9 protein-coding genes are annotated in these 13,338 nt (G+C 63.1%); all 9 read left to right on the top strand.

Features of this window, described 5'->3' with window-relative positions; genetic code table 11:
• The coding region (locus tag RWT78_RS08770) for an ABC transporter substrate-binding protein (protein ID WP_314675367.1) at positions 1 to 1,283 on the top strand (1,283 nt) is incomplete at its 5' end.
• Positions 1,284 to 1,510: 227 nt separating this feature from the next.
• Positions 1,511 to 3,112, top strand: coding sequence for an ABC transporter substrate-binding protein (locus RWT78_RS08765; protein ID WP_314675365.1), 1,602 nt, complete (start codon positions 1,511 to 1,513; stop codon positions 3,110 to 3,112).
• Positions 3,113 to 3,177: 65 nt separating this feature from the next.
• On the top strand, positions 3,178 to 4,191 hold the full coding sequence (locus RWT78_RS08760) for an ABC transporter permease (protein WP_003940249.1): 1,014 nt from the start codon (positions 3,178 to 3,180) through the stop codon (positions 4,189 to 4,191).
• A 1-nt stretch (position 4,192) separates the two neighbouring features.
• Entirely contained in the window at positions 4,193 to 6,073 is a 1,881-nt protein-coding gene (locus tag RWT78_RS08755; protein WP_225320135.1) for a dipeptide/oligopeptide/nickel ABC transporter permease/ATP-binding protein, read from the top strand.
• Entirely contained in the window at positions 6,070 to 6,861 is a 792-nt protein-coding gene (locus tag RWT78_RS08750) for an ABC transporter ATP-binding protein (RefSeq protein WP_003940215.1), read from the top strand. The genes RWT78_RS08755 and RWT78_RS08750 overlap by 4 nt, the downstream gene beginning before the upstream one ends.
• Positions 6,858 to 10,241 (top strand): serine hydrolase, encoded by a 3,384-nt coding sequence (locus RWT78_RS08745; RefSeq protein ID WP_314675362.1) that lies wholly within the window; start codon positions 6,858 to 6,860, stop codon positions 10,239 to 10,241. Before RWT78_RS08750 ends, RWT78_RS08745 begins: the two co-directional genes overlap by 4 nt.
• Complete coding sequence (locus tag RWT78_RS08740) at positions 10,238 to 11,401, top strand: M20/M25/M40 family metallo-hydrolase (protein WP_050656426.1); 1,164 nt, start codon at positions 10,238 to 10,240, stop codon at positions 11,399 to 11,401. The genes RWT78_RS08745 and RWT78_RS08740 overlap by 4 nt, the downstream gene beginning before the upstream one ends.
• Entirely contained in the window at positions 11,379 to 12,200 is an 822-nt protein-coding gene (locus RWT78_RS08735) for a GNAT family N-acetyltransferase (RefSeq protein WP_314675359.1), read from the top strand. Before RWT78_RS08740 ends, RWT78_RS08735 begins: the two co-directional genes overlap by 23 nt.
• Positions 12,190 to 13,323 carry an o-succinylbenzoate synthase gene (gene menC / locus RWT78_RS08730; RefSeq protein ID WP_054827073.1) on the top strand — a complete coding sequence of 378 codons (1,134 nt, stop codon included), beginning with the start codon at positions 12,190 to 12,192 and terminating at the stop codon, positions 13,321 to 13,323. The genes RWT78_RS08735 and menC overlap by 11 nt, the downstream gene beginning before the upstream one ends.
• Positions 13,324 to 13,338: the final 15 nt, after the last annotated feature.

Below are 13,338 nucleotides of genomic sequence, written 5' to 3'. Positions count from 1 at the left end.
TCACCTGTACCGACGGATCCGCCCTGACTGCTCAGACTGTCGCAGACACCGTCAACTTCATCACGAACGCCGCAAACAAATCCGCTCTCCGCGGGGTGTACGCACCGGCAACTGCAACTGCCAACGCCGACCTGGCAACACGGACAGTGACTGTTACGACTCCGGAGCCCTCGCCCTTCCTGCTCCTCAATCTGGCGCGGATTCCGATCATGTGCGAGGCAGGGTTGAAGGATCCGACGGCGGCAAACAAGACGACCTTCGGATCGGGCATGTTCCAGATGACCGAGGCAGTCGCCAACGATCATTACTCCTACGTTCGGCGCGACGGATACAACTGGGGACCTGACGACACCACCTCCGACACTGCCGGAGTGCCCAAGAATGTCGTCGCGTCCATCGTGACCAATACGAGTACGTCTGCGAATCAGCTGTTGTCCGGTGATCTGAATGCCGCCGCCGTCTCCGGCGCCGATCAGGACCGATTGAATGCCGCGAACCTGAACACGGTCAAGCAGCCGGCTCCGGCAGGCGAGATGTTCTTCAATCACAGCCCGGGTAATCCGACCAGCGATCCGGCCGTGCGCAAAGCCCTTGTCCAGGCGCTCAATCTCGACGACCTCGCCGAGATCTTCACCGCCGGCCGCGGAACCCGGTCTACCACGATGGTGTCCATCGAACCGAGGGCCTGCATCTACGACTCTGTCGCCGGAAACCTGCCGGCCTTCGATCCCAGCGCAGCCGCAGAAACTCTCGAATCAGCGGGCTGGAAAATCGGTGCCGACGGTAAGCGCAGCAAGGACGGCACACCGCTCCGACTTCGGATGGTCTACGAAACGTTCGGTGACTCGACCGATGCTGCCGCCGACGTCGCACTCAACGCTTGGAACAATCTGGGCGCAACTGTCGAACTCACCAGCGGAGACTCGAACAAGATCCTCGATGTAGCACTCAGCGGCAAGGACAACACCGCGTGGGATGTTGCGTGGGAGCCGATCAACGTCGCGCTGCCCAGCATGCTCGTACCCTTCCTCTCCGGTCCGGTGCCAGCTGCGGGACTCAATTTCTCGTCGATCTCCAACCCGGCCTACGACGCAGCCGTCGCCAAGGCTTCGGGACTGACCGGCGAGGATGCTTGTGCCGCTTGGGCAGACGCCGAATCAGAGATCATCAAAGCAAACTCCGCGGTACCTTTTGCCGACAAGATCACGACTCTCTACTTCAACAATGCGGGTCTCGCATTCGGCCGTAATTTCACCGGTTCGGCCCTGCGCCTGTACCAGTAGACCGCCGGTAGCGACCGGGGAAATCGTCGTGTTTCGCCGGTCGCTGTCGGTATACGGACAGGTATTCACTGATCCTGACGGTTTTCGTGGGAGCGGACGAAAATCGACCCGATTTTCGTGAGGATCGACAGAGATGCGCGTCACGTCATGCGCCAAGATTTAGCAGTCAACACTCAACCGCGCCCTCACGTTTTTCGCTCGGGCCCCTGCTCCATCACGGAGGCACCATGAAACACCGCTTCTATCCAACACTTGCGGCAGCCGCAGGGCTCACGCTTGTGTTGTCTGCTTGTGGCTCGGGAGGCACGTCCTCGGGCGCCAGTGGCGGTGAACCGGCCACCGACGGGACCTTCCGTTTCGCCCTGCAGGCCGATCCGGGTGCACTCAACCCGATCATGTCGGCCGCCTCGGCGACCGCCGAGTTGTCGCGTTTGGCGTACGACTACCTGATCTACCAGGATCCCGATACCAGTGAAGTCGGACCGTGGTTGGCGGAGAAGTGGGAGGAGACCCCGACCTCGGCGTCCTTCACCATCCGTGACGGGGTGACCTGTACCGACGGATCGACGCTGACACCGCAGACCGTCGCGGACAACATCAACTTCGTGGCCAACCCGGACAACGGTTCTCAGTTGCGCGGGTCCTCCGTACCGACCGGCGCCACTGCGACTGCTGATCCGGCAACGCGCAGTGTCACGGTGACCACTCCGGCGCCGAGCCCGTTCCTTCTTCTCAACGTCGGTCGCCTGCCGATCCTGTGCGAGGCCGGATTGAAAGATCCGACAGCGTCGAACAAGAAGTCGCTCGGCACCGGCATGTTCGAAGTCACCGAAGTTGCCGCCAACGACCACTACACGTTCCAGCGTCGCGAGGGCTACAACTGGGGCCCCGACGGCACGACCTCCGACACCCCGGGCGTCCCCAAGACGGTCGTCGCCGCCATGTCGCCGAACGTGAGCACCGCCGCAAATCAGCTGCTCTCGGGTGAACTCAACGCAGCTCCGATCGCCGGTCCGGACAAGGACCGCGTCGCGGCAGCCAATCTGGACTCCGTCGGTCGGCCTCTGCCGGCAGGCCAGATGTACTTCAACCAGATCGCGAGTAATCCCACCAGCGATCCCGCAGTGCGCAAGGCCCTGATCCAAGCGGTCGATCTCGACGACCTCACTCAGGTCATCACCGCCGGACACGGGGTCCGGGCAACCAGCCTCGTCGCCGTCGAACCGCGCGCCTGCGTTTACGACTCTGTCGCAGGCAACATTCCGGACTTCGACCTCACTGCCGCCAAGGCAACACTGGACGGCGCTGGTTGGACCGCCGGCGCTGACGGCAAGCGAAGCAAGGACGGCAAGCCGCTCAATCTCCGCCTCGTGTACGACGGCACCGACGATCCGCGCAACGCGGCGGCCGAACTTGCTCAGTCGGCGTGGTCCGAACTCGGCGCAAACGTCGAGGTGACCGGGGGCGACTCGAACAAGATCATCGACGTCATTCTGAGCGGCAAGGACAACTCTGCCTGGGACATCGCCTGGGTCCAGGTCAACTCCTCGCTGCCCAGCACCTTCACTGCGTACTTTGCCGGGCCGGTTCCCGCAGCAGGCAAGAACTTCGGATCGGTCAGCAACCCCGCCTACGAAGCAGCAGCCACCAAGGCTTCCGGTCTGACCGGTAGCGACGCTTGTGACGCCTGGGCCGACGCCGAGTCGGAGCTCACCAAGACGATCGCGGCCGTGCCCTTCGCAGACTCCGTCATGAACGTGTACTTCAACAAGGCCGGACTCTCATTCGGTAAGACGCTCACCGGTTCTGCGTTGCGTCTCTACCAGTAAGTCGTTCTCCCGCTCAGCATCTCTTCCCGCCCTGCATCTGTTCCCGCCCTCCGGAAAGACAGCCCATGAGTCAAACTATTGAAGCCGCGAAACCAGAAGCGGCGCCTCAGGCTCGAGCAAAGTGGCTCGAGTCCGACAGCTGGCCCGCATATCTTCTGCGTCGTTTCGGCACCTTCGTGATTTCACTCTGGGCGCTGGTGACTGCGGCGTTCCTCATGCTCCAACTGATTCCGGGAGACCCGGTTCGGTTGGCTCTGGGAATGAACGCACCGGTCGAACTGGTCGAGACAACGAGGTCTCAGCTCGGTTACGACCTTCCCTTGTGGCAGCAGTACTTCCGATTCGTCGGCGGGTTGCTGAGCGGGAATCCCGGTGACTCGATCACCTTGAGGACTCCGGTCTTCGAGGTGATCGCGTCCCGCCTCCCGGCAACGCTCGAACTGGCTGTACTCACAGTCGTCACGGTGCTGCTAGTGGGCATTCCGATCGGCCTCATCTTCGCTGCACTGACCCGCAACGGTCGACGACGCGGAGTCGAGATCGGTTACACCGCAACGTCGGGCACCATCGCCGTGATCCCCGAGTTCATGTTCGGTACGGCGCTGGTCTACCTCTTTGCCGTCACGTTCCCTGTTCTGCCCGTCGCCGGCCGTGGTGGACCGGAAAGCTACATCCTCCCGGTCGCGGCCATGTCGATCGGTGCCATCGCCTCGATGTCGCGCATCGTCCGTGCAGAGGCGCTCGGCGTGTTGGACATGGACTACATCCGTACGGCGCGCGCCAAGCGAATGCCCGTGGCACGAATCTACTTCCGTCATGCAATGCCCAACCTCATGACGTCGACGCTGACGCTCGCCGGACTCCTCCTGGGTGGTCTGATTGCCGGCACCGTGCTCATCGAGAGCATCTTCGCCTGGCCCGGCATGGGCATGGCGCTGGTCAAGTCCATCACCGAGAAGGACTACCCGCTCGCCCAGACACTGGTCGTGATCTACGGCGCCATCGTCCTTCTCATCAATTTCATCGTCGACGTGGTGCTCGCTCTCATCGACCCACGATCCACAATTCGGGAGAACTGAGTTGAGCACCTCACCTACGGCCCCCACTGCGGCCCCCAAGACGCCCCCGCGACGACACTGGATCGTCGGAACGTTCCGCACCCCATTGGGAATCCTGGCCCTCACCTTCCTGACCGCTCTCATCGCCCTCGTCATCTTCGGACCGATGATCTGGGGTGACGCCGCTGTCGCAGCCAACCCGAAGGCACTGTCTCAGGGACCGAGTTCCGAGCACATCTTCGGCACCGACGCCGGCGGGCGTGACGTCTTCGCCCGCACGATGACCGCCGCGAGACTGTCGGTGCTCATGGCTCTCGGAGCCGTCGCACTCGGTGTCACAATTGGCCTGATACTCGGTACGCTCCCGACACTCGCTCCCCGCTGGGTCGGACGAATGGTCGTGGCATTCCTCAACTTCGCCATCGCATTCCCCGGACTGCTCCTCGCGATCTTCCTGTTGGTCGTTCTCGGACAGGGTGCTGGCAGCGCGGTGATCGCCATCGGTCTCGCCCTGGCCTCGCCGTTCGCGAGGTTGACGTACGCACTGGCTTCGTCGGTCAACGGACGCGACTTCATCGACGCAGCACGCATCCTCGGGGTTACCAAGCCCGGGCTGCTGTTCCGCCACATTCTCCCCAATATCCGTGAACCACTCATCGTCAATGCCAGCATCGCTGTCGGCAGCGGCCTGGTGGTCTTCGCCGGACTCTCGTTCCTCGGCTTGGGCATTCAGCCGCCTGCATTCGACTGGGGCCGGATGCTCAACGAAGGTCTGTCGAAGATCTTCGTCAACCCGGCCACCGCACTCGCCCCCGGCATCGCCGTCGTGCTCGCCGGCTTGACCTTCACGCTGCTCGGCGAGGCCATTGCTCGCGGCGCGGGAGTTCGCAGCCCGATCAGCAGTCGCCTGCCGAAGTGGAAGCCGATCAACCGGAAAACTGCCCAGGCCGATTCGGCGCCCACCGACGAAGACGCGGTACTGACCGTCCGCAACATGTCCGTCGCAGTCCCCGCGGGTGACGACTGGCGTCGCCCCGTCGACAACATCAGTTTTACAGTTCACCGCGGCGAAACCGTGGGCATCGTCGGTGAATCCGGGTCCGGAAAGTCACTGAGTTGCATGGCAATCGCGCAGCTGACCGACCACCCCACCGTGGTCGACGCCGGGCTCATCGAGTTCGACGGCACCGTGCTGATGAAGGACGGCAAGCGGCCGGACGACGCGGCTTCGCGCAAGGTTGCCCGCCAACTCGGCACACGTATGGCGATGGTGTTCCAGGATCCGATGTCGTCCATGAATCCGTCTCTCAAGGTCGGATACCAGGTCGCCGAGATCGGTTGGCTCCACGAAGGTATGAGCAAGGCCGACGCGAAGAAGGCGGCAGTCGAGCGACTGAACGCCGTCAAGATCCCCGACGCGCCCAGGCGTGCGAAGCAGTACCCCCACGAGTTCTCCGGCGGTATGCGTCAGCGCGCGATGATCGCCATGGGTCTGATGGGTAAGCCCGCTCTGATCATCGCGGACGAACCCACCACTGCGCTCGACGTGACCGTTCAGCGTGAGGTCCTCGGGCTGCTCCACGAGGTTCGCGAAGAAACCGGCGCCGCAATCCTTCTCATCTCGCACGACATGGCCGTCATCACCGGCATGTGCACCCGTGTCCTCGTCATGTTTGCCGGCGAAATCGTCGAAGACATCGCAGTCGACGATCTGATTGCCGGCCGTGCAAAGCATCCGTACACCCGCGCGCTGATCGCCGCGGTCCCCACCATGAGCACCGATCGCGACAAGCCGCTTGCCACCGTCGACGAAGCCTGGCAGGTGGAGAGCCTCGACGCCGAGGAGAGCACCGCCGACATCGAGTTGGAAGAACTGTTGGCTGTTGCAGAGGAGATCCGATGAGCAGACTCGAATTCCGTGACGTCAACGTCCACCTCGGTAGCGGTTCGAAAAAATTCCACGCCGTCAAGAACATCAATCTCGACATCCCCTCCGGATCGGTGGTCGGTCTCGTCGGTGAATCGGGTTCCGGAAAGTCGACACTGGCGCGAGCAACTGTCGGCCTGGCCGAGCCCAGTTCCGGCCAGATCCTTCTCGACGGTGTGGACGTCGCTCACGCCCGCGGCGCGACGGCTCGTCTGCGCCACCGGATCCAGATGGTATTCCAAGATCCGTACTCGTGCCTCGACCCGCGAATGACCATCGGCCAGTCACTCGCCGAGGCGCTGCGGTCCACCGAGCGTCGTGACAAAGCTCGGCGCAGCCGCGGCGACCGCGCCGCCGAGGTCGCTCGACTCCTCACCACCGTCCAACTGCCGGTGGAGAAGGCGCACGAATACCCATCGTCGTTGTCGGGTGGTCAGCGCCAACGCGTTGCCCTCGCGCGGGCTTTGGCAGCCGCACCGGCAGTTCTGCTTGCCGACGAAATCACCTCCGCTCTGGACGTGTCCGTGCAGGGCGCGGTTCTGAATCTGTTGGTGGATCTGCAGAAGCAGCTGGGTCTGACGGTTCTGTTCGTCAGTCACAACCTGGCGGTGATCCGCTACGTCTGTGACCACGTCGCAGTCATGCTCGGCGGCGAGATCGTCGAGCACGGGCCGGTTCTCGACGTGATCGATTCGCCGAAGGAGCCGTACACGGCAAAGCTGTTGTCCGCGATCCCGACATTCGGGGAGCCGATGTTCCAATGACAACGCCGACCACTCTCGACTCCCCCGCTGCCGTAGCCCGTGCCGAAGAACGTCGTTCGGCGAGAATCCAGGATTACGCGTCCGTGGTTACACCGACCAGCATCGCCGTATCGGCGTCGGGACGCATTGCATACGTACGTACCGAAGCGAATCCGGCTGCGGATACCAACGAGCACTCGATCTGGTTGGCTTCCCCGCAACTACAGCTCACCGCGGGACCTGCCGACACCTCGCCGGCTTGGCATCCCGTTTCGACGCTGTTGGTCTTCGTTCGGCCGGATTCCTCGGGCACACCACAACTGTGGAAGGTCGACGCCACCGGGGGCCCGGCAACACAGCTGACCACCACGGCGCAGCTCCCGCTCGGCGCGGGGGCACCGGTGTTCTCTCCCGACGGCGCTCGAATCGCCTTCAGCGCCCCCGTCGACCGCACTGCCGCCGGATCGTCATGCCTCTTGGTGGCGAAGCGCCTCAACTACAAGGTCGACGGATCCGGTGTCCGGGGCAGCGTTCGGGCGCACTTGTTCGAGTTCGATCTGGCCGCCGGCTCACTACGGCAGCTGACGGACGGCGATTGGGACGCTTCGCATCCCGCGTACAGTCCCGACGGCACCGAACTGGCTTTCACCGCGGCGATGGACGGCGACGCCGATCTGACGCGGGCGAGTTCCGCCTGGACCGTATCGCTGACTGATCTCGCCTCCGCTCCGCGGATGTTGGGGCACGCACGCGGCATCGCAGGACCACTTGCATGGACACCTGCCGGCGACGCGGTCGTAGCCGTCGGTTGGCACACGCCGATCATTCACAACAACGAACTTCTTGTCCTGCACCGCGACCAGCGAGTGGAAGACCGCAGCCTGACGTCCGGACTCGACCGAAACGTCATGCCGGGCGGAACCGGTTATCCCGGTGGCGCACCGAGTTTCACCGCCGACGGCGACATCGTCTTCTGCATCCGCAACCACGGCTCCACCGAACTGCACAAGGTCGATTTCGGATCAGGCTCCGTCTCACCACTTCTCACCGGCGAGCAGACAGTGGTCTCAGGCCTTGCCCTGACGTCCGGGCGAGCCGTCGTCGCGCTGGCAACGGCGACATCCTTCGGCGAGGTCGCCGTCATCGACCTCGAGACTCGTGCAGTCGAAACGGTCACCGAATTGAACACGGAACTGACAACTTCCGTCGCGTTTCCAGTCGCCTCCGAGCGTTGGTTCGACATCAGCGACGGCACCCGTGTTCAGGGTTGGATCCTGCGCGACCCGAACGTCACGGGCGTCGGTCCGCTGGTTCTGGACGTCCACGGCGGACCACACAATGCCTGGACCGGTACACCCACCCCGATGCACGCGTACCACGCGGAACTGGTCGCGCTCGGATACACGGTCTTGATGATCAATCCGCGGGGAAGCGACGGCTACGGCAACGAGTTCTTCGACGGTGTGCGTGACGGTTGGGGTGAGGCGGATCGCGCCGACCTGCTCGAACCAGTCGAAACCCTTGTCGCCGAAGGGATGGCCGATCCGAAGCAACTGGTGCTCACGGGCTACAGCTACGGCGGATTCATGACGTGCGCCCTGACGTCCGTCACCGATCGGTTTGCCGTCGCAGTCGCTGGCGGTCTCGTTTGCGACATCGCGAACACAGCCGGCCCCTCGGACGAGGGCATCTTGCTGCAGACGGTCGAATTCGACCCGCAGTCATCTCGGGTACGGGAACTTTCGCCGCTGGGGCGAGTCTCCCAGGTGACGGCACCGACGCTGATCCTTCACGGCGGCAGCGACGTCCGTTGCCCGGTCAACCAGGCCGAACAGTGGTTCGGTGGACTGCGTTTGGCCGGCACCCCGACCGAGTTGGTGGTTTTCCCGGACGCGTCACATGCCTTCGTGTTGACGGGTCGGCCGTCCCACCGACTGGAGTACAGCACTCGTCTCGTCGACTGGATCGAACGGCACCTCTCCCCCAAGCCCGCACTGACCACGGTCGATTCCGACTACTGGCAGTACCGACTCGACACCCTGAGTGCGAAGTACGGGGTACCCGGCGCCTCACTGGGAATTCTGACCACAACCCGCAGCGGATACTCCCGCACCGTGGTCACGTCCGGTGTCGTCAGTACCCGCACCGGCGTCGCGGCTACGCCCGACACGTTGTTCCAGATGGGTTCGATCAGCAAGGTCTGGACGGCCACCCTGATCATGCAGCTCGCCGAAGAAGGATTGCTGGATCTCGACTCACCTGTCCGGAACATCCTGCCGGACTTCGCAGTTGCCGACGCGGTAGCCACCGAAACGGTCACGACTCGCCACCTGTTGACTCACACCAGTGGCATCGACGGTGACGTTTTCATCGACGGCGGGCGCGGCGACGACTGCGTCGAGCGATACGTCGCATCACTGAAATCAACGGTGCAGCTCTTCGCCCCCGGCACCGATTGGTCGTACTGCAACACCGGCTTCGTGATCGCCGGACGAATCATCGAGGTTCTCCGAGGTAAGAGTTGGGACGCGGTTCTGCGCGAGCGGATCATCGAACCGCTCGGCCTGACCAAAACCACGACCCTGCCTGAGGAGACGGCACTGCACCGCGCTGCAGTCGGGCACGTCGGCGGTGCCGCAGTCGGGCACGTCGGCGGCGCCGACAATCTCGAGCAGACACCACAGTTCCTCATCCCCCGCTCGATGGGCCCCGCCGGCCTCATCAACAGCACGGCCGAAGATCTACTCCTGTTCGCTCAGGACTCGATGCGCGAGGACCCGGTTCTCCTTCGGCGTTCCACTCATCTGGCGATGCTCGAGGAGCGCCGCCAGATCGGTGACGTGTCGTCAGCGGACATCATGGGAACCACGTGGCTGCTGCACAATTGGGGCGGTGTACTGGCTCATGGCCACAATGGCGGAACTCTCGGCCAGCAGTCGTTCTTGCGAGTGGTGCCGTCGTGCGGTCTAGCCGTGGTCCTGATGTCCAACGGTGGAGCAATGGACGCTCTCTCCGGCGATCTTCTGGCTGAAGTAATCGGTTCGATAGGCGGCGTCAGTGTGACACCGGCATTCTCGCCTGGTGACCCCCACACCCGCGTCACGTCCTCACCTGAAGTACTCGATGCGCTGTGCGGCCTGTACCGCGATGCCGCAGCCGATTTCGTCTTGGAAAGGACCGGCGGTTCCCTGACCGCCCGCCGCACCGATCACATCGACCCTTCGGTCACCGCCGAAAGCGCAGAGTCCGTCTCTCTCAGCCTGATCGAAGTTCACCCTGGAGTATTCGCGACCCAACTACCTCAATCAGCGGGTTGGATCCGGATCACTTTCTCCGACAACGGGAGTACACAATTGCTACACGTCGGAAGCCGCGCGTATCCGCGAGTGAACAACCGATGACCATTCTCCGCGATCTGGCCGAGCGCCAACTTCCTCAGATCCTCGAGGACGCCATCGCGCTCATCGAAGTCGAGTCGCCGTCGCACGATCTCGAAGCTGTTGCCCGCAGCGCGAAGTGGACGTCAGACCTTGTCCACGAACGACTCGGCGTGACACCGGAGTCGATAGTGACGGAAGGCCGTACCCATCTGGTGACCCGTTTCGGCAGCTCACCGACGCGGCTGATGCTGCTCGGTCATCATGACACCGTGTGGCCGATCGGCACCCTGACACGCCTGCCCGCAGCCGTCACCGACGGAGCGCTCCGAGGTCCGGGCGGACTCGACATGAAACTTGGTGTCGTTCAGGCAATCCACGCCCTCGCTATCGTCCGGGAGCTGCACGGCGACGATGCACTCGACGGAATCACACTCCTCGTGACCGGTGACGAAGAAATCGGTTCACCCACGTCGCGGTCCCTCATCGAGGAACTTGCGGCAGGCGCGGTACTGGTTCTCGAGGCCGGCGGTGACGGTGGCGAACTGAAGACTGTCCGCAAGGGAGTGTCGCTGTATCGGATCCATGTTGCCGGTCGCGCCGCCCACGCCGGGCTGGAGCCGGAAAAAGGCATCAACGCTGCAGTAGAACTGGCTCGTCTCGTGATCGCGATCAACGACTTGTCCTCGCCGGCGCAGGCAACCACCGTCACCCCGACTGTCATTTCAGCCGGAACCACAACCAACACCGTTCCGGCAGAAGCCTTCGTCGACGTGGACGTGCGCGCGACCAGCGCTGCCGAGCAGGAGCGCGTCGATGCGAATATCCGAGCCCTGCAGGCAATCCACCCCGAAGCCGTAGTCACGGTCTCGGGTGGTGTCAACCGTCCACCTCTCGAAGCGACGATGTCCGCACCGTTGCTGGCGTTGGCGGAACGCGTTGCGCTCGAGCATGATCTGACTCCTCCCGTCGGCCTCGCCGTAGGCGGAGCCTCGGACGGAAACTTCACTGCCGGTATCGGTATCCCCACCCTCGACGGCCTCGGTGGCGTCGGCGGCGGTGCACACGCCGAGACCGAGCATGCGCTCGTGTCCGCAATCGCTCCGAGGACGGCGCTGGTTGCGGGCCTTATTCGTTCGATCACGTCTGAAGGGGGCCCTCGTGTCGAAAAGCAAAGCGGTTGAGTTTCGAGAACTGGTCGATACCCGCGAAATAGCCGATCTATCCGCCGTTTTCGACGAGATCTGGGCTACCAGTCCCGGACCGGCTCATTTCGGCACTGCGATGTTGGTTGCGCTTCACCACGGTGGTCACTACGTGGTGGGAGCCTTTTCCGAAGGCGAAATGATCGGTGGTTGCGTCGGATTCTTCGTCGAGCCTCTCGGCGAGGTTCTGCACTCACACATCGCCGGAGTACTACCGGGACACGCAGGCAAGGGAATCGGCCGCGCCCTCAAGCATCATCAGCGAGACTGGTGCATCGAGCGCGGCGTCAGGACGATCCGGTGGACCTTCGATCCACTGGTCGCACGAAATGCCTATTTCAACATTCAGCGTCTCGGAGCCGAACCGGCCGAATACAACCCGGATTTCTACGGGTCGATGGCAGACGGTATAAACGCAGGCGACGCCAGCGATCGTATGCTCGTCAGTTGGGACCTCGACGTCGATGGATCTCCGAGTTCTACTGTGGCCGTGAATGATACATTCAAGGTGCTTCAACCCACCGAAGACGGTACGCCTCGAATGCTCCCGATCCCACCCGACTGCGTCGATATCGCAGTCGGAATACCCAGAGACATCGAGCATCTGAGAACAGTCGACCGCGCCTCTGCCTTTGCCTGGCGACACGCGCTTCGCGAGTACCTCGAACCACTGATCGCCTCGAAGGAATGGCAATCGACCGGCTTCGACCCCAGCGGCTATTACACGTTCACGAAAATCTGCGAGACAACCGGAGAAGAGCAAGTCCATGCACATTGAGTCCGTCGAATTGCGCGAACTGCGCATCCCTCTCGTCTCCCCCTTCACCACGTCATTCAGCACCCAGCTCGAGCGCAACACCCTCGTCCTGAAGGTGAGCGGCACCACCGACGGCCCCAACGGTCCGGTGGAGACTGTCGGCTGGGGCGAGTGCGGTTCGCTGAGCGATCCGTACTACAACTCGGAGTACACCGCTGGTGCGCGGGCGATGCTTCGCGAGTATCTCGTTCCGACGCTACGTAAGTCGCAGTCGGATCAGCCGCTCTCGGCCGAGACGGTCGGCAGCGTACTTCACCACATCGTGGGTCACCAGATGTCCAAGTCGGCTATCGAAATGGCAATTCTCGATGCTGAATTGCGCGCTCGCGGACAGTCTTTCGCTCGGTACCTCGGTGCCACTCGCACGCGAGTTCCCTCGGGAGTGTCCGTCGGCATCCAGGACAGCATCCCTCAGCTGCTCGAGACCGTCGGCAACTATCTGTCGCAGGGGTACGTGCGAATCAAGCTGAAGATCAAGCCGGGCTGGGACATCGCTCCCGTGGCTGCGGTGCGCAAGGAGTTCGGCTACGACGTTCCTCTGCAGGTCGACGCAAATGCCGCGTACACCCTCGTCGACGCGCAGTTGCTGCGCCGCCTGGACGAATTCGCACTGCTCCTCATCGAACAGCCGCTGGCCGAGGACGATTTGGTGCAGCACGCCAAACTTGCCCAGTCCCTCTCCACTCCGATCTGCCTCGACGAGTCGGTCGAGTCGGCCAAGGATGCGGCGGATGCCATCACGCTCGGCGCCGCTTCGGTCATCAACATCAAGCCGAGCCGTGTCGGTGGATATCTGGAAGCCAAGCGCATCCACGATCTCGCCTCGGCACACGGTATTGCGGTGTGGTGCGGCGGAATGCTCGAGACCGGAATCGGCCGCGCCGCCAACGCAGCCCTCGCGGCGCTGGACGGATTCACGCTGCCCGGCGACATCTCGGCGTCCGATCGCTTCTACAAGGAAGACATCACCGAACCTTTTGTCATCGAGGACGGCCACATCGCCGTGCCGCAGGGACCGGGCTTCGGTGTGACTCCGCGCGAAGACGTCATGGATCGCTTCACGGTCGGAACCGAGATTCTGTAGGTCCGTCACACAGTC

The organism is uncultured Rhodococcus sp. (genome assembly GCF_963525155.1).
GTDB classification, from domain to species: domain Bacteria; phylum Actinomycetota; class Actinomycetes; order Mycobacteriales; family Mycobacteriaceae; genus Rhodococcus_F; species Rhodococcus_F qingshengii.
This window is presented reverse-complemented; position numbering and strand designations above follow the sequence as displayed.